Source organism: Aestuariivirga litoralis (assembly GCF_003234965.1).
Classification (GTDB): Bacteria; Pseudomonadota; Alphaproteobacteria; order Rhizobiales; family Aestuariivirgaceae; genus Aestuariivirga; species Aestuariivirga litoralis.
This window is the reverse complement of sequence record NZ_QKVK01000006.1, coordinates 1-17,236: the sequence shown is the minus strand read 5'-3', so window position 1 is coordinate 17,236 and position 17,236 is coordinate 1. Positions and strand designations below refer to the sequence as shown.

General features: G+C 64.9%; 17 protein-coding genes and 1 pseudogene. 12 read left to right on the top strand and 6 right to left on the bottom strand.

From position 1 onward, the window contains the following. The first annotated feature begins 47 nt into the window (after positions 1–47). The 3 genes from DK847_RS13200 to DK847_RS13190 all read left to right on the top strand — a co-directional run bounded on the left by DK847_RS13200 (position 48) and on the right by DK847_RS13190 (position 2,991). A complete protein-coding gene (locus tag DK847_RS13200) occupies positions 48–1,268 on the top strand; it encodes a flavin-containing monooxygenase (protein ID WP_111198998.1) in 1,221 nt (406 codons plus the stop codon). 118 nt (positions 1,269–1,386) lie between these two features. Further along, positions 1,387–2,181 carry a methylmalonyl-CoA decarboxylase gene (scpB, locus tag DK847_RS13195; protein ID WP_111198997.1) on the top strand — a complete coding sequence of 265 codons (795 nt, stop codon included), beginning with the start codon at positions 1,387–1,389 and terminating at the stop codon, positions 2,179–2,181. Between the two features lie 12 nt (positions 2,182–2,193). Continuing rightward, positions 2,194–2,991: a bestrophin-like domain gene (locus tag DK847_RS13190; RefSeq protein WP_111198996.1), complete on the top strand. Its 798-nt coding sequence runs from the start codon at positions 2,194–2,196 to the stop codon at positions 2,989–2,991. A gap of 344 nt (positions 2,992–3,335) precedes the next feature. Here the strand turns inward: DK847_RS13190 and DK847_RS13180 are convergent, their stop codons facing one another. Then, positions 3,336–5,108, bottom strand: a complete 1,773-nt coding sequence (locus DK847_RS13180) for a TadE/TadG family type IV pilus assembly protein (protein ID WP_111198994.1) — start codon at positions 5,106–5,108, stop codon at positions 3,336–3,338. Further along, positions 5,105–5,587, bottom strand: a complete 483-nt coding sequence (locus DK847_RS13175) for a TadE/TadG family type IV pilus assembly protein (RefSeq protein WP_111198993.1) — start codon at positions 5,585–5,587, stop codon at positions 5,105–5,107. The genes DK847_RS13180 and DK847_RS13175 overlap by 4 nt, the downstream gene beginning before the upstream one ends. Positions 5,588–6,031: 444 nt before the next feature. Between DK847_RS13175 and lysM the strand changes: the two genes are divergently transcribed. Then, positions 6,032–6,469: a peptidoglycan-binding protein LysM gene (lysM, locus tag DK847_RS13170; protein ID WP_111199256.1), complete on the top strand. Its 438-nt coding sequence runs from the start codon at positions 6,032–6,034 to the stop codon at positions 6,467–6,469. A gap of 36 nt (positions 6,470–6,505) precedes the next feature. Here lysM and DK847_RS13165 read toward each other — a convergent pair whose 3' ends face one another. Continuing rightward, positions 6,506–7,387 (bottom strand): glycosyltransferase family 2 protein, encoded by an 882-nt coding sequence (locus tag DK847_RS13165; RefSeq protein ID WP_161957267.1) that lies wholly within the window; start codon positions 7,385–7,387, stop codon positions 6,506–6,508. Positions 7,388–7,515: 128 nt separating this feature from the next. Next, positions 7,516–7,998, bottom strand: coding sequence for a hypothetical protein (locus tag DK847_RS13160; protein ID WP_111198991.1), 483 nt, complete (start codon positions 7,996–7,998; stop codon positions 7,516–7,518). 390 nt (positions 7,999–8,388) lie between these two features. On the opposite strand from DK847_RS13160, the gene DK847_RS13155 reads away from it, so the two are divergent. Continuing rightward, the gene (locus tag DK847_RS13155) at positions 8,389–9,141 is read left to right on the top strand and encodes a DUF2092 domain-containing protein (RefSeq protein WP_111198990.1); all 753 of its coding nucleotides are present in this window, start codon (positions 8,389–8,391) and stop codon (positions 9,139–9,141) included. A gap of 76 nt (positions 9,142–9,217) precedes the next feature. On the opposite strand, the gene DK847_RS13150 is transcribed toward DK847_RS13155, so the two are convergent. Further along, complete coding sequence (locus DK847_RS13150) at positions 9,218–9,511, bottom strand: hypothetical protein (protein WP_146256118.1); 294 nt, start codon at positions 9,509–9,511, stop codon at positions 9,218–9,220. Positions 9,512–9,996: 485 nt separating this feature from the next. Here DK847_RS13150 and DK847_RS13145 point away from each other — a divergent pair, with 485 nt between their 5' ends. The 7 genes from DK847_RS13145 (at position 9,997) to DK847_RS13115 (ending at position 16,448) form a co-directional block, all read left to right on the top strand. Beyond that, entirely contained in the window at positions 9,997–10,419 is a 423-nt protein-coding gene (locus tag DK847_RS13145; RefSeq protein ID WP_111198988.1) for a PqqD family protein, read from the top strand. Further along, positions 10,416–11,450, top strand: coding sequence for a phosphoenolpyruvate carboxykinase (ATP) (locus DK847_RS13140; protein ID WP_111198987.1), 1,035 nt, complete (start codon positions 10,416–10,418; stop codon positions 11,448–11,450). The genes DK847_RS13145 and DK847_RS13140 overlap by 4 nt, the downstream gene beginning before the upstream one ends. A 7-nt stretch (positions 11,451–11,457) precedes the next feature. Then, positions 11,458–12,192, top strand: a complete 735-nt coding sequence (locus DK847_RS13135) for a glycosyltransferase family 2 protein (protein WP_161957266.1) — start codon at positions 11,458–11,460, stop codon at positions 12,190–12,192. Between the two features lies 1 nt (position 12,193). Next, positions 12,194–12,919 (top strand): glycosyltransferase family 2 protein, encoded by a 726-nt coding sequence (locus DK847_RS13130; RefSeq protein WP_161957265.1) that lies wholly within the window; start codon positions 12,194–12,196, stop codon positions 12,917–12,919. Continuing rightward, the gene (locus DK847_RS13125) at positions 12,916–13,998 is read left to right on the top strand and encodes a nucleotidyltransferase family protein (protein ID WP_111198984.1); all 1,083 of its coding nucleotides are present in this window, start codon (positions 12,916–12,918) and stop codon (positions 13,996–13,998) included. The genes DK847_RS13130 and DK847_RS13125 overlap by 4 nt, the downstream gene beginning before the upstream one ends. 83 nt (positions 13,999–14,081) lie before the next feature. Further along, on the top strand, positions 14,082–15,296 hold the full coding sequence (locus DK847_RS13120) for a hypothetical protein (protein ID WP_111198983.1): 1,215 nt from the start codon (positions 14,082–14,084) through the stop codon (positions 15,294–15,296). Positions 15,297–15,443: 147 nt separating this feature from the next. Next, positions 15,444–16,448, top strand: coding sequence for an IS481 family transposase (locus tag DK847_RS13115; RefSeq protein ID WP_111198982.1), 1,005 nt, complete (start codon positions 15,444–15,446; stop codon positions 16,446–16,448). A 487-nt stretch (positions 16,449–16,935) separates the two neighbouring features. On the opposite strand, the pseudogene DK847_RS20630 reads toward DK847_RS13115, so the two are convergent. After that, positions 16,936–17,236, bottom strand: a pseudogene (locus tag DK847_RS20630) (hypothetical protein); the annotation flags it as partial.

Here is a 17,236-nt window from a genome sequence, read left to right as displayed (position 1 = left end):
TCCAGTAGAACGGCGGCAGGACGTGAATATCGGAAGGGACGGCGGACATGGCGGTCGAGAAGGTCGAAACACTCATCATCGGCGGTGGCCAGGCGGGGCTGGCGGTGAGCCGGCATCTGGGCAAGCTGGGGCGGGAGCACCTCGTCGTCGAGCGCAGGCGCATCGCCGAACGTTGGCGCGCCGAGCGCTGGGACTCCCTCGTTGCCAATGGCCCGGCCTGGCATGACCGCTTCCCCGACCTCGAATTCAAGTGCCATGGCGATGCCTTCGCCACGCGTGACGAGATCGTGCAGTACCTCGAGGACTACGCAAGGCAGAACAATTCGCCCGTCCGCACCGGCGTCGAGGTGACGGCGCTCACGCGCAACGGCGATGGCGGCTTCCGGGCAGAAACCACGGCGGGGGTGATCGAGGCGAAGAATGTGGTGGCCTGCACCGGCCCGTTCCAGAAGCCGCTGCGCCCCGTCATGGTGCCGGACTCGGAAGGCATCCTGCAGATCCATTCGGCGCATTACCAGAACCCCGGGCAGCTGCCGCCCGGCGCGGTGCTGGTGGTGGGGGCAGGTTCGTCGGGCGCGCAGATCGCCGATGAGCTGCAGCGCGCCGGCCGCACCGTCTATCTCTCCGTCGGGCCGCATGACCGGCCGCCACGCGCCTATCGCGGCAAGGACTTCGTGTGGTGGCTGGGCGCGCTGGGCAAGTGGAACGCGAAAACCATCGCGCCTGGCATGGAGCATGTGACCATCGCGGTGAGCGGCGCGCATGGTGGCCACACGGTGGACTTCCGCGAGCTCGCACACCGCGGCATCACGCTGGTGGGCCGCACCGATGGCTATGCGAATGGCAGGATGACCTTCGCCCCCGATCTCAAGGCCAACATCGAGCGTGGCGATGCCAATTACCTCTCGGTGCTGGACGAGGCGGACGCCCACATCGCCGCCAACAAGCTTGACTTTCCCCCGGAGCCCGAGGCCCGCAGGCTGGCAGCCATGCCGGACTGCGCGCTCAACCCCATCCTGTCACTCGACCTGAAGCAGGCCGGCGTCACCTCCATCATCTGGGCCACCGGCTATGCGCTGGATTTCGGCTGGATCAAGTTCGATGCCTTCGACGAGAAGGGCCGGCCAGCCCATGAGCGCGGCGTCTCCAGCAAGGCGCCCGGGCTTTATTTCCTCGGCCTACCCTGGCTGTCGCGCCGGGCCTCCGCCTTCATCTGGGGCGTCTGGGTCGATGCCGAGCACGTGGCCGGACAGATCGCGGCGCGCTGAGGCCCGGGACTGGCGGGACATGCAACCTGAAGGCGGCGGGCGGGGCTTGACGCGCGTCAAACCCGGAGGCGGCGCTTTCCCCTAACGTGAGCCTGCACGAGGCGGCAGGAGCACCAGCATGGGCGAGGCGACGGAGCACTACATCACCAGCAGCGCCGCGGATGGCATCGGCACCATCACGCTCGCCCATGCCGCCAGGCGCAATGCGCTGAGCCATGGCATGATGGACGCGATCTCGGCGGCGCTGGCGGGCTTCCAGCAGCAGTCGGTGCGCGTCGTGATCATCGCGGCGGAGCCCGGCGCCAAGGTGTGGTCCTCGGGGCATGACATCGGCGAGCTTCCCGTCGGCGGCCTGGACCCGTTGCGCTATGCCGACCCTCTCGAGCACACGCTGCGTGCCATCCGGCGCTTTCCGGGCCCCGTGATCGCCAAGGTCCAGGGCTCGGTGTGGGGCGGCGCCTTCGACCTGGTGCTGAGCTGCGACCTGGTGGTGGCCGATGCCTCCGCCACTTTCGCCATCACCCCGGTGAACCTCGGCGTGCCCTACAACACCACGGGGCTGCTGCACTTCATGGGGCGGCTGCGGCTCAACGTGATCAAGGAACTGTTCTTCACCGCCGCGCCGGCGGAGGCGGCGCAGGCGCTGGAATGGGGCGTCATCAACTGGCTGGTTCCGGCGGAGGAGATCGATGCCTTCACGCTGGACCTTGCAAGGCGCATGGCGGCCAAGGCCCCGCTCGCCATGGCGGTGATCAAGGAACAACTGCGCGTTCTGAGCGACGAGGTGCCGATCGCCGCCCAGACCTTCGAGCGCCTGCAGGACATGCGCCGTCTGGTCTATGACAGCGCCGATTACCGCGAGGGCGTTGCCGCCTTCCGCGAGAAGCGCGCGCCGCGCTTCACCGGACGCTGAGGGAACCCCGCCGTGATCGACATTCTCTACAATCTTTCGCTCAGCGTTCCGGACCTGCTGATCCTGCTTGGCTGCGCCGTGGTCTCCGGGCTTCTGGGCGTGGCGATCGCCAAGCTCGCGCACCGCCTGTGGTGGTCACGCGTGGTGAATGATGGCGAACCCTCGCGCAACATGGGCGACGGCGTGCACAATTCCATCCTCGCGCTGATCGCCTTCCTGCTGGCGCTGATCACAACCAGCGAGCTGACCAGCTTCGGCAATGCCGACCACCAGGTGACGCTGGAGGCGCTGGCCATCAAGCGGGTGGACCGCGACCTCTCCCGGCTGGAAGCCGATGGCGCACAGGGGCGCAGGCTGCTGCGCGCCTATGTGGCGAGCGTGGCGGCGGATGAGTGGCCGCGGCTGGCGCGGCGGCCGCAGTCGCTCTCCCCCATCGCCGAGAACGAACTCAACGCGCTGTGGGCGGAGGTGCGGCGGCTGCAGGCGCTGCTCAGGAACGACAATCCCAATCTCGGCTATGACCTGAGCGACTACATGCACAAGATCGAGGATGCCCGCACCAGCCGCCTCTCGGCCTCGGTCAATGGCATCCCCGACGTGGTGTGGCTGATGATCGGCATGTTCTTCCTCTCCGCCTGCGTGCTGGCGGGCCGCCACGGCGTGACGCGCTACGGCGCGCAGGTGGTGTTCATCCAGATGAGCGCGCTCGGCGTGATCCTGGCCCTCAACATCATCATCGACAACCCCTTCGGCGGCGACACCAGCCTGGGGCCGAAGCGCATCATCGGGGCGATCTCGGGGGATGTGTGAACTGGCCTTCGACAGCGCCATGCTGGCTTCCCGACAATTGCCGGCGTCTGCCGCCGCGGCTATTCCTTGCGGCGTTCGTCCGTCAGTCCGCCTCGTCGCGGACCCGATGCAACGCCGTCCTTCTCCCTTGACGATCGCTTGGTCCGAAACCTGACCCACAATACGATCAATGCAAAGGCAGTGCTGAAGAGGAAAAGTATCTCCAACACCGCGGAGAGAAAGAGTATTCCGTCCTCGTTCATGGCGTTGAAATCAATCTAGCTTCACCGGTTCCGCCCTGCGGCCGGCCAGCTTTCAGGCGGAGCAGGCCTGACCATCACGCGCGCTGAGGACACGTCGACCAATCACGTCGTGCTGCTGGGGATGCGCCGCTTCTTCATGATGCTCGCTGCGACATTGTTGAATATCTTGACGAGGTCAGTGAAGTTTGGGTTTGCGGAAGATGCGCACTTCGTGTTGCCATCCGTCGAGTAGAACTTGGACGGATCGGATGCGATGGCCCGCATCGTGGCGCAGGCGGTCGTGTCGTATTTCGTCAGATCGTAAGTGTCAGTCTGGACCTTCGAAGGTGTCAGCGTCGTCGTGCAGGTACCACTCGTGCTGCCATCAGGCTTGGTGCATGTCGTCACGATGGTCTTTCCCCACGTCGTGACGGCAACCTGCGACGTCGATGCGACCTGAGCCTTGATCGTCGACGTGATTTGACTGGTCGGAGCTGATGCTATCGCCTTGCACTTGTTGCTGCTGCTGCACGATCTCGTGGTGACGATGTTGTCAGCCGACGTCAGGGCTGGCGTGGAGGTGGCTGTCTTTATGACGGTGGTCACCGGCCTGTCGGTGAAGCAGGACCCCTTGGCAGTAGAGGGAGCTGCGAAGGCAATGGAGTACACCCACGTTCCGGTGGCTGCCGCGGCCTTGGCCGCCGTCACCGCAGCCTGGCACTGATCCATCATCCGATGGACATCCACGACCCAGCTTGAACTGGTCTTGCCGTAGAGGTCGGTGCCCGGCCTGAAGTCGTCGGGCGGGTTCGCGCTCAGGAGAGACTTGCTGTTGCCGTTGGCGTCGCCGTCACTGAGGACGATCAAGACATTCTGGCGCTTGGGCTCTCCCTTTGCGACCAATGCATCATTGGCGGCAATCAGGTCGTTCTGTGCCTGCACGATGGCATCGGCGATGGATGTGCCCACACCAATGGCCGCGCTGTTCAGTCCGTTGCAGGTCGTCGTGTCGTTCTTCGGGGCGGCAGTCGGAGTCTTGCCAAAGGCCTTCACCAGCGGGTTGGTGACGTCCAGGCCTGTCGTCGGTGGAGTGCCCTTGTCCGTGAATGTGTCGTTGAAGTCGACCAGCCGGTAATTCGGGGTGCTCGTCAGCGTCGAGTAGTTGATCCAATTGGCGGAACCTGAAGCTCCGGTCTTGCAGGTGATGATGTCCTTGCTGGCCGTGTCGAACGCGGGATAGGCATAGAGCGCGACCTGGTCGACCGACGCCCAGAGCTTCGTCATCAGCGTTTTCGCCGCGAGGCTTGCACACTCGACCTTCTTCGGGCTCGTAAGCGAGCCGCACGAGGTGCCGAGTGATTGGGCCATCGATGCCGTGGCATCAAGCACGATCGCGACATTGAGCGGCGGCGGCGCAGACCCGCCACCGGTGACCATTGCCTCCGCCGACAGGTTTATCGACTTGAAGCCGAGCATCGTTGCGAAGAACAGCGGTGCCTTTGCATTGACCGTCACCCTGAGGGCGTTTCCGCCACTGAGGCTCGAACAGGTCAGTCCCATATTCGAGATGGTGGTCAGGCATTCGATTTTCGGCTTGCCGGACGCCGTCGTCTTGCCGCCACCTGTCCAGTCGCTAGGCAGGTTCGAATTGACATAGGTGGTGGCAAGATCGGTGACGGCCTTTGCGTTGTCCGTGTAGAGCTTGGATGCACCCGCCAGTGCTCCCATGTCAGCGGCCACCTGCAGGCGTGTCTTCACATACCAGACATAGCCGAGATCGACCGCCATCGACGTCAGAGCGATCAGTACGGGCAGGGTCATCGTGAAGTAGATGAAGGCTGCGCCAGACTCGTCCTTGCCGAAGCGGACCATCCGCCGTGGGAACTTGCTCATCATTCGATCATCCCGCTTGCCGTGATCTTGATGGGGCACGGGCTCGCCATGCTTGGAATGAAGGTCACCGTGCAGGGGTAATTCAGCGAGATGGAGCCTTGCTTGCCGGCGCCGGCGTCCAGCAAGGTCTTGCAGCTTGGGCTTGTACCGTCAGTGCAGGCCGTCAACTTGCCGGAGGAATTCTCCACCGATACCGTGATCTGGCTGCCCTTAACCGAAAGATTGGGAGCCCACTCGGCGTATTGCGCAAGAACCCCTTCATATGGCTTGTCGAAGCCGCGGCTCACGACCAGCTGGCGCACGGCCGCACCGTTTGCCGTCGAGAGTGTGTGGTACTGATAGAGGGTGACGCCATAGTCGGCGATGCCTGCAATGAACAGAACGACCATCGGCATGATCAGCGCGGATTCCACGAGTACGGAACCGTCGGTATCGTCCCGCAGCCGGGACAGCCTGTTGTTGCTCTTCCTGAAAGCCAGCATCTGATTGGTCCGCGCGCATTATCTGGCTTGATAAGTTCAAGCCCAAAAGGTTCGGGAACTTTGAAACACCCAAACCACAATCGATTACAAAAGAAGATTTAACAACTGCTGACTGTCCAGTCAATCGGAAATAAAAGTGTATTGCAGATAGCGATTTAGGGGGTCTGCACAGACACCGCGAGACGCAACCAGGGCAAGAAATATTGCCGGAAGCGGAGAAGGTGGCTGCGGTGCGACCTCAACTTAGCATAACTCATCTGCGACATTACCAGCCAATACGGGCAAAAACGCCGGAAGAAACAGCCCAGAGTAAACTAAGTAAAAACACGTTGCTTAGCTCGGCGTCATGATCCCGGTGCAGAATTGCGATATTCGGGTGGACTCCTCGTCGGCTCCGGGGTTGAAGGAGCGGCCACTAAGTTGATCATAAGCAAGGAGCAGATCATGGGTATCTTCGACTTCATCAAGTCCGCCGGCAAGTCCATCGGCATCGGGTCCAGGGACGAGGCCCCCAGCGCCGACGCGCTGAAGAAGGAACTCGACTCGCATAGCCTGGGCACCGAGAAGGTCGTGGTCGAGGTGAAGGGTGACAAGGCCATCATCCGCGGCGACGTGTCGAGCCAGGAGGTGCTGGAGAAGGCCATCGTGGCCATCGGCAATACCCAGGGCATCTCCAAGGTCGAGGCCGAGGTGACAGTGCCGGACGCCAGGGAGCCGGTGTTCTACACCGTCAAGAAGGGCGACAATCTGTGGAAGATTTCGGAGCACTTCTACAAGACGGGCACCAAGCACCAGGTGATCTTCGAGGCCAACAAGCCGATGCTGTCGCACCCGGACAAGATCTATCCCGGCCAGGTGCTGCGCATTCCCGACCTCGGCTGACGTCGATCCCCGGGCCGCCCGGCGCGGCCCGGGCCATCAGCGCCGCAGCAGGGGGTTCCGGTAGGCCTGGCGGAAGGCCGAGGGGTTGCGCGGCTTCATCGTCATGGTCAGTTCGAACTGCCAGTCCATGTCGCCCCCGATCTTGTCTTCGGGCCGGATGAGCGGCAGCTTCAGGCCGAGGCGGGCGCCGTTGCGCGGGTCGCTTGCGGCGGTCAGCTGTTCCACCAGCGAGCAGGCCGCGGCGTGGATCTGCTCGCGGTCCTCCAGTGCCAGCTGCGGCACCCGCACCGAGCGGCGGAACACCTTGATGTATTCCTGATAGAACTGCGCGATCAGCCGCAGCTTGCGCACCGACTTGGTCGGGAAGAAGGTGGTGCGAAGCTCGTCGCCATGCGGAATGGCCGTGAAGGCGTCGGGCGGGATGAAGGCATCCTTGCAGCCGTAATCGGTGAGCCGCGTGTAGAGCTCGGTGTCTTCCATGCCGTAGTGCCGCAGCAGCTCGTCATAGCCGCCCACCGCCTCGAACATCGCGCGCGGCACGACGGCCGTGCCGCGCAGGTCATCGCCGCGCTCCGTGGCATCGATGGTCACATAGGTCTCGGGCGTGACGGCGGCGCTGATCGCATCCATCGCATTGGCTGCCACCCGGATGTCGGCATCGACGAAGAACAGGTAGTCCGCCGTGCTGGCCCGCGCCGCGATGTTGCGGGCGCGCGAGGGGTTGAAGCCGGGATCATCCTCGACCCGCACCACGTTCACCGTGGGAAAATGCGCCGCCACCCAGTCGCCGCTGCGGTCCGGGCAGCCATAATCGACCACCGTCACCTCGCAGCCGGGCAGCTGGCAGAACAGGGGCAGGGTCTGCCGCAGGTGCATCAGGCGCCCCTTGCAGGTCACGATCAGGCTGAATCTCGGCACGCGCAGGCGCTCCACGGCAAATTCCGGCCGCTGCATGGGGCGCAGGGCCGGGCAGGTTCAGGGTTGTGGCGCATCATATTGCATTGCCGGGGTGAGGCAACCGGGCCCCTGTCGGGCTCACTGGGCCGTCACTCCATCTCGTCGGGATAGTCGGCCTCCGGGCAGTTGCGGCGGGCGAATTGCCGATAGATCGTGTCGTCGTCGGCATCGCGCAGCGCCGCGAGGCGGGCGAGGCCGGCCTTGAGCCTGCCGGACAGCCTGCGCGCATCCGTCGGCAGGCCGTTGTTGACGGAGGTGACCGTGAACTGCCCCGCCGCAGTGATGTCATAGGTCATCTGCAGCGCGTCGAGCTTCGGCAGGGTGACGAGACCGTTGATGGTGCACATCGCCTCGGTTGTCTTCAGCGTGGCCGCCAGATCGTTGATGCGCGTCCACACCTCGGCATAGAGCTTGAACGAGAAATAGGCCTCGCAGGCAAAGGAGCCCTGGCCCTTCGGCTTGCCGAAGAAGTCGAGCTTGTCGGGCGCTACGCCAGCCAGCGAGGTGATCACGTCTTCGGCACGGCATGCCGTCTTGGAATCGATTGTTGCAGCAGTCGCAGAAAGCGGCATGAGGGATGGCAATGCCAAGGCCAGGCTGCAGCAGGCCATGACCAGGTAATTCGCAGTTCTGGTTCTCATCACTGCAGAATGAACGTTTGCGATGCAAAAGTATCTAAACATCTTTCATAAGCGCGTTGTAACACGCACGGCTGCCACCGGATCGAGACGAAGATGGCTGTATTCTTGCAGGCTGCAATCAGAAGGCGTGTCAGCGAAACACGCGGCGGGACACGATGCCACCGAAACCCGCAAGGTCAGCGTTCGCGCCAGGGTTGTCTGGGCGCAATCTTTTTGTGAATGGCAGTTCCACCATGTCCTCCAAGTGGTATGTGATTGCGGAGTTTGATATGGCCGACAGGATCTGCCAGCGTGTATCGAGGCCAGGACAGGGAAACAGACATGCGTGATGACTTGATGATCGGCCGCCGTGGATTTGCCGGGTTTCTGGCGGGTGGTGCCGTTGCGGCCATTGCTGGCACGGCCGGAGTGCGCGCCGCGGCGCCGGATGGAGCGGGTGCCGTGAACGACACGCTGGCCGCGCTGCAGGCGGCGAAGGCCCTGTCCTTCACGGCGGACTCGGTGTTCGGCGCCTCCGTTGCCAAGGATCGGCTCAAGACGCTGGGAACGCGCGCCAGCGTCGTGTTCACGCGTCCGGACAGCCTGTTCGCGGTGTTCGGCGGCGGCGGTGAACCGGATGTGCAGATGCTGATCACCGGCGGCGAGGCCACGCTGCTGCGCCTGTCGCTGGCCGCCAAGACGGTGGTGAAGCTGGCGCCGGAGAGGGGGGCTGCCTTCATGGTGCCGGGACTCTTCATTCCGTTCCTCGGCCTTCTGTCCCAGGATCCTGCCACGGACTTCTTCGGTGGCGTCAATTCCATCACGCCCATTGCCCAGGGCCTGCCCGACCAGCCCGAGCAGACGACACTTGACGCGGTGATGGGGGGGCGCTTCACCGGCGAGGTCTGGGTCGACCGCAGCACCAGCCTTCCGGCGCGCATCAACGGCACGTGGTTCTCCGGGACGGGGGATGTCGCGGCGAGCGCCGCCGTCACCTTCACCGGCTGGTCTTCCGAGGTGCCTCCCGCCAGCGCCTTTGCCCTCAAGGGCATCGATGCGGCCAAGGCCGTGGACATCGACGCCCTGGGTCTCTGAGTGTCCGGCGCAGCGACGGCGATCGCCGCTGCCCCACGCCGTGACCTTCGTCCATCGGGCGGCGCGACTGGCTGACTCAGCTCCGCGGCATCTTCAGGAAGGCGGGGCGGGGGTCCGTCAGTCCGGCGAAGCCTGCGAATTGCTCTTCCGGGGGTCCCCCCTCGACATAGGTGAACCCGACCCTGTCATCCGTCCGCCAGCTCACCGCCACTTCGTGATAGGCGTCGGCCGGCATGAAACGCACGCGGGCACCGCTCTCCACCGATGTGGCCTTGGGCAGGCTCACCTCCACCCAGTCCTGGCCTGCCGCCATGATGCAGCCGATATGGATCCGCCGGCCAACCTTGTGGACGATCTCGGCGAATCGCATGGCGAGGTTGCGGACCATTCTCGAAGTCGGATGTGTCGTCACGTCACTCATCTCGCTGTCAGTTGCCCGGCATTCGCCAGTTCCCGCGAGGGGAACCGGAACAGCGGGTATGACATCACCGCGACACGTTCCAGCAACGCCTTGTAGAAGATTTGCTCCGGCTGAACGGAAAATCTTCTTGGCGTAGGCACAAGTAAGTAATGTCCTGTGCGATATGATCATCTCCCTACGCAGTTTCTCCGGGAACGTGTCGACAAGTGGACACATGGCAAAACATGCATGTAACGCAGGCTGCTGGAATCAGTTCTGAAGGGGCGGTGTGCGGGGTCGGCGCTGCCCTGGATGGCCACGTTACCATTCGCAACCCGTAATTGCGCGTACCGAGCATTACGGCCTCCGTTGCATCCCCGGGGTGAAAAGCGCCTTCACGCGGCATCACAGGATGTTTATAGGTCGCTCACAGGACATACACAGGAATGTGACGCATGCAGTACCGGCCAAATGAACCTGATGTGGTGAGCGAGATCCTCGACGGCGAGGCCGTGGTCATCCATCTCCAGTCCGGTACTTACTATAGCCTGCGTGATGCGGCGCTCGACGTGTGGCAGGGACTGGCCGCCGGTTGGACAGCCGATGACATTGCCGCCTGCCTCGCCGACGATGCCGGTGTGGCGCGCGAGAGCGTCGCTGAGCCCGTGGCCGATTTCGTTGCCCAACTGGTGGCGGAGGAACTCGTCGTGCCCTACGCCACAGCCGGGCGGGATGCGGCGCGCCCCTTCGCGCCGCGTGGGGTGTTCGCCGCGCCGCAGCTTCAGAAATTCACCGACATGCAGGAAATGCTGCTCATCGACCCCATCCATGAAGTGACGGAAGCCGGCTGGCCGATCAAGAACCCGAAGGCGGAATGACCGATCCCCGCAGTCTCTTCGATTTTGCCGGCATTCTCTTCGCGCAGGCGGAGCCCTCCGGCATCGTCGAGCACAGCTGCCGCATCGCGGAGCACACGCTGCGCTTCCGCTTTGCCGGCCGGGGACTGGCGTCGCGGCTTCTTCCGGCCTTCGGCCACCTCGAGCGAGCGCAGCCCAGCGCCGCGGACCTCACCATCCTGTGCTGGGACGACGCGGCGGCGGGCGTGTCCACGCCCGAGCCGGCCCTTGCCGGGACGGAGCAGGGGGTGACGTTCCTCGATGGACCGTTGCGCTTTGCCGCCGATCATCAGACAAGGCGCCTCGAAGCCTATGATGCGTCCCGCGGCCTGGCACTGTTCCGGGTGCCCGATCACGCCACGCTTTCGAGCTGGGAACCGGGGTCTCCCTTCCTGCGCATCCTGCACTGGTGGTCGGCCGGGCACGGGCTGCAACTCGTTCATGGCGCGGCCGTCGGCCGTCCGGAGGGAGCAGTGCTGCTGGTGGGCCGTGGCGGATCCGGAAAGTCGACGACGGCGCTGGCCTGCATCGGCTCAGAGCTCAACTATCTTTCGGATGACTACTGCCTGCTGCAGCCGGGCCCATGGCCCATGGTCCATTCGCTGTTCAGCAGCGGCAAGGCAGACGGCAATTCCATCGCCCGCCTGCCGCTGCTCAGCCCGGCGTTTGCCGCCGGCCTCAAGGACCCCGGAGGCAAGTCGATCATCTTCCTCGCTGAGCATTGTCCGGCGGCGTTGCAGCGCGCGGCGCCGCTGCGCGCCGTCGTCGTGCCGATGATCGTGCCGGGCAACGGCTGCACGGCCGAGCCGCTGGGACGTGCCGAAGCCCTGCGCGCGCTTGCGCCGAGCACGTTGTTCCAGCTTCCGGGCGAGCGGGCGAAGTCCTTCGGCGCCATCACCGCCGTGTTGCGCGAACTGCCGTGCTGGCGGCTGAGGGTCGGCGGCGATCCCTCGCGTGCGGCCGGCGAATTGCTCGGCATCATCCATCACAGAGCGGTGCAGCATGCCGGTTGAGGGCCTGGTGAGTGTCATCATCCCGGCATACAATGCCGAACTCTTCGTCGCCGCGGCGGTTCGCAGCGTGCTGCAGCAGAGCCACGCGGCAAAGGAGGTCATCGTCGTCGATGACGGCTCGACGGACGGCACCGCCGAAGCCGTGCAGGCCTTCGGGGCCGAGGTGACGCTGATCCGCCAGGCCAATGGCGGGCCGCCATCGGCCCGTAACCGTGGCCTGGCCGTGGCGCAGGGTGAGTTCATCGGCTTCCTCGACGCCGACGACGTTTATGAGCCAGGCTCACTGGCGCTGCAGGTTGCGAAGCTGCGCGGCGACAAGGCGGCGGCCATTGCCATCGGCCGCCTGCAACGCGAGGAGGTTGCCAGTGAACCGGGGGAGCCGCTGGTCTTCCGTGCGATCGAGACCGAGGAAAAGATTTCCACCCAGCTCGGCGTCTGCCTGTTCCGCCGCAGCGTCTTTGATCAGGTGGGCATGCTCGATGAGAGCCTGCGCCACTGCGACGACTGGGACTGGTTCATGCGCGCCCGCGAGTGCCAGGTTCCAATGCTGCTCCATGACGGGCTTCTGCTGCGCCAGCGGCTGCACTGGAGCAACATCACGCGCGATCAGGAGGCCAACCGCACGTACCTCGCGCTCATGCTGCGCAAGTCGCTGCAGCGCCGCAGGTCGGGCCAGGGCGAGGCAAAGTCGCTGGCCCCGCTTGCAGCACAGCGCGAATCCGGGCCGCCGGGGAAGGACTGACATGGTGAACGACATATCCTCTGGCCGCATCAGCGTGATCATCCCGGCCTTCAATGCCGAGCGCTACATTGCGGAGACGATCAGCAGCGTTCTCGCGCAGGATTGGCCGGTGCTTGAAATCGTGGTGGTGGATGACGGATCGACGGATCGCTCTGCCGCTGTTGCCGAAGGTTTCGGCCAGCCTGTGCGGGTGATCGGCCGCCCGCATGGCGGTCTTGCGGTGGCGCGCAATGTCGGCATGGACGAGGCGCAGGGCGATTTCTTCCTGCATCTCGATGCCGACGACCTGCTGGCACCCGGCGCGATCGGCTGCCTCATGGCGCAATTTGCCGGAACGCCGGTGCCCGACATCGTCACGGGGCGCTTCACCTGCTTCCACACCCCCGAGATGAGCGAGGCTGACCGGGCCCGTCTTGCCCTGCCGCAACGGCCGCAGCATGGGCACCTCGCCGGATCCTCGATCCTGCGTGCCTCTGCGGTCACCACGTTCGGCCGCATCGACGAAGGCTATCCCGCGCATGGCGACCTGGCCTGGTGGGCCCGGGCGCAGGACCTCGGCGCGCGCATCAGGTTCATCGACGACATCGTGATGCACCGCCGCATCCATGGCGCCAACATGACGCTCACCCGCAAGGCCGAGATCGAGGCCAGCCGGCTGCGCATCGTGCGGGAATCGATGCTGCGCCGCCGGAAGCTGGCGCAGGCGGCGGACGGGCAGCCGGCATGAGCCTGCCGGATCTCTATGCGTTCTTGCGGTCCGGCATCGGCGAGGTCCACGGCTACATGCTGGAGGCACTTCTCGGCGAGGGCCAGTCCCGCCACACCGCCCTGCAGAAGTGGGCGCTCACGGTGGATATCGACAGGATCGGTGCATCATCCTACCGCCTTATCCCCGCACTCTACGCCGAGGCCGGCGCGGACCCCGTGCTGGCCCCGCACCAGGGGCGCCTCAAGGGCATCTACCGCTACTTCCTTTATCGCAACAGCCGGCTGCTCGCGGTGATCGAGCGCACGCTGCGTGCCCTCCAGCAAGCCGGGATCGACTTCATCCTCATCAAGGGCACGGCCGTGGTGTTGCAATATCACCCCAGCGCGGCGCTCCGGTCCTTCGGTGATTGCGATGTGCTGATCCACCTCGCGGACAAGCCGCGCGCCGAGGCCGTGCTCGCCGGGCTTGGCTTCAGCCTCAAGGCGCCTGCCGGATCGAGCCCGCGCAACCGGCATTCGGACGACTACACCGACTCCGCCGGCAATGGTGTCGACCTGCATTGGAACGCGCTTGCCGAATGCCGCACGCCGCGGGCCGATGACGGCTTCTGGCAGCGCTCACGGCAGATCACGTGGAAGGGCATGACACTGAGGGTTCTCGCGCCGGAGGATGAGCTCCTCACCGCCATGCTCAATGGCTTGCGCGATCGCCACCAGGAACGCCTGGACTGGCTTTATGATGCCGCCACCATCCTGCGTGCACATCCGGATTTCGACTGGGCGCTGCTGCGCCAGGAGGCCCTGAACCGCAAGCTCCAGATCAGGCTGGCGAGGGCGCTTGCCGTGGCCAACCGGTTCATCCCCGATTTTCCGACGGAGGCCGTCGAGAAGGTGTTCGCCACCGAGATCGCCGAAGCGCGCGCCCGCTCCGACGCCGAGGGCGAGTTGCACCGGCTCATGGCGCGGCTGTTCGAGGAGGATCGTGCCGGCCTCCTCAACCCCGTGCGCCTGCTCGCGGCCCTGCGGCCGGCCGTCGGCCTGCGTCGCCGCATCAAGGGCATGGGGCCGCGCCAAGACCCGTCCCGCAATCCGGCCTGAGGGTGTTTTGAGAGGCGGGGATGAAGTGAAAACGGGCGTTTGCCTGACTTATACGTCAGGGGGTTGCAAGTGAGGACGCAGTCATGGAGTTGAGGTTCTCGCAGGAGGTATCCGGAAGAGGGACCGTCAGGACCGTCACGCTCTTTCACGGGGACGGTACGGCAGCCAAGGACATCTTCTTCGAGATCGCGGATACGGATCTTGCAGTTCCGGCCGTCCTCGATGGCTTCGTGCTCGGTGTCATCTTCTACGCCATGGAGAAGGGCGAGGCGCTTCACGTCCGCGGCGCGGTAAGCCACGAGCTGCTCGCCAACCTGCGTGAATACCAGGAGGCGTGGACCTTGTGGCGGCCGCAGCGCTACCGGCGTATCGCGATCACGGCCGATACCGTTGTCCATCTGGACGGGGTGCGCCCCCGAAAGGCACTCGCGGCGTTTTCCGGTGGCGTCGATTCGATCTTCACCATGCTCCGCCATTGCCGGCAAAACCGCGCCCTCGATGGTCAGCCGCTCGATGACACGCTCGTGCTGGTGCATGGTTTCGACGTTCCGCTGAGCGCTGTGGACGGGTTTGCCCGCCTCACGGAACGCCTGACACCACTGGCCCGCCAGCTGGGCCTCGACATCAGGGTCGTGCGCACCAATCTGCGGCAGGCCCTGCCGCAGGACTGGGAGGATTCGGTTGCCGCCCAACTTGCATGTTGCCTGCACAATTTCTCCCACGATCACAGCGATGCGCTGGTCGGCAGTTCCGAGCCTTACGACGCGCTGGTGATACCCTGGGGCTCCAGCCCCATCACCGACCATCTCCTGTCAGGCAGCCAGATGCGCATCATCCATGATGGTGCTGGATATTCGCGAACCGAGAAGGTCGCCCTGATCGCCAGGCACCCCACGGCCGTGACCAGCCTCAAGGTGTGCTGGGAAGGGCCTGACCCCGGCCAGAACTGCGGGACCTGCGAGAAGTGCATCCGCACGAGGCTGAACTTCATGGCGCTGGGTGATGCCACGCCAGGCTGTTTCAGCACACCCTTCGATCCGGCGGCGATCACCACCATGCCGATCCGCAACGAGGTTCAGTTCCTCGAACTCCAGTCGATCATCGCCTATGCACGCCGCCACAACGTCACGGGAGACTGGCTGCGGATGCTGGAGGACCGCGTGGCCGGCTACCGCCCCCCGACGCGCTGGAACCGCGCCACGCAGCGCAGCCGCAAGCTCGGCGCCGCACTGGCCCGGGGCGACATCGGCCTCATTGCAAGAGCCATCAAGTCGAGATTGCAGCGAAATGGCCGCTAGTCCTTCATCCTGACACGGAAGGAGAGACAAAGATGCGCACCGGTACCACTGGTGCCGGCTAAGGGACTCGAACCCCTGACCCCCTGATTGCAGATCACCGCCCAGCACTATCCGGTGGCACACCAAACTGTATCCAGATGATGCAGGATGGTGGCGGATGGTCCCAGCGCCGGAGATGTTGGCGGTTTTGCCGACCGCTCGCGGCGCCCTCCGGCGAGCCCTCGCCGGACAGCGGATGGCATCGAGCAGCGGATCCTGGCGGCCCGGGCGGAGCATCCGGCCTGGGGGGCGCGCAAGATCAGGGCTGTGCTCGAGAGGGCGGGTCAGGCGAGGCCTGCCTGCTCGACAGTACACCAGGTCCTGAAGCGCCATGGGCTGATCCTGCCGGAACCGGGCGGCGAGCCGGCCCGCCTGCGCTTCGAGGCGGCAGCGCCCAATGACCTCTGGCAGATGGACTTCAAGGGCCATTCACGGCTGGGCGACGGCTCAAGGCTTCACCCCCTCACGGTGGTCGATGACCATTCGCGCTATGCGCCCTGCCTCAAGGCGCTGGGCGGCGAGACAGGCGAGGAGGTGAAGGCGGCGCTCACCCAGGTGTTCGCGGTGCATGGCCTGCCGCCGCGCATCTTCACGGACAATGGCACGCCGTGGGGCGGTTCGCAGGGCAACTGCTGGACCAGGTTCCGGGTGTGGCTCCTGAAGCTTGGCGTCGATCTCATCCACTCCCGGCCCTACCACCCGCAGAGCCGGGGCAAGAACGAGCGTTTTCACCGCAGCATGGACGAGGAGGTGCTGAGCCTCCGTCCGCTCGCCACCAGGGCCGACGCCCAGAAGGCCTTCGACCACTGGCGCCTGGTCTACAATCACCAGCGCCCGCACGAGGCGCTGGGCCTCGCCGTGCCCGCCAGCCGTTACCGGCCAAGCATAAGGCCCATGCCGTCCAAACCCGCGCAACCGCACTACGAGGACGGCACCCTCACCCGCAAGGTCCCGGCCACCAAAAGCGACATCTCCTTCCAGGGACGACACTGGAAAGTCCCCGAAGCCTTCTGCGGCGAACGCCTCGCCATCCGGCCACTCGCCCAAGACGGACAGTTCGGCGTGTTCTTCGCCTCCCACCAAATCGCTTCAATCGACTTGACGGATCAATAAAGTGTCAGCCATATCTCCGAACAGGCGTCAACCATGTCCCCGGTCTGAACACCACCCTCCGCCACCCACCAGGGCAGGGGTAGGCAGGGGCTGGCGTGGGGGTGCCCACCTCGCCATCGATCGACGCCGCAGCCCCTCCGCTGGGCTGTGGCGGGCCTGCCGGGGGCAACCGGGGGCGGCGCCCAGGAGTCGGGGGGGATGCTGCCAAGGTCCGGCGAAGCCCCGCACCGCGTCCCAGCCTCAAAAACAAGCCAATGTCCGTAGTTTTCCGCGCGCACGCGCGCGTGACAGACGGGAGTACCGTATATCCATACTCTCGCTGAAGTCGGCGTCGCTGTCGAAAGCTGGCGTCGCTTCTACAAAACGCGCCTGACCACATGGCTCGCTAGGCTACCGGCCACCAGCCCCGAGGTCTTCATTCCGCAGTCCGCGCGGGCAGCTGCGCAACGCTGATTGGCTTCACCGCCCACCGTGGCGCCGAAACCAATCATGCCTTAACCATCAAATCGGAGTACACGTTCGGAGCCGAATGCTCGCTGCAAACTGGTGAAGATCCATCGATACATGTGGGCAGCGCTGCGCCACTCCCGTGTACTCGGCCGCTGCCGGGGGCGACCCGCTCCGCTCCGGCATGCCACGGAAGCCCTCGGGAGGCGGGCCGCCCGATCGAATGATAATCCATGCCGGAATTGCGGGCATCGGCGATGGAAAAGAGGTTGCGGAAGTCGACCAGCACCGGCTGGCGCATGTCGCGCGCCATGCGCTTGAGGTCGAGGCCGCGGAACACG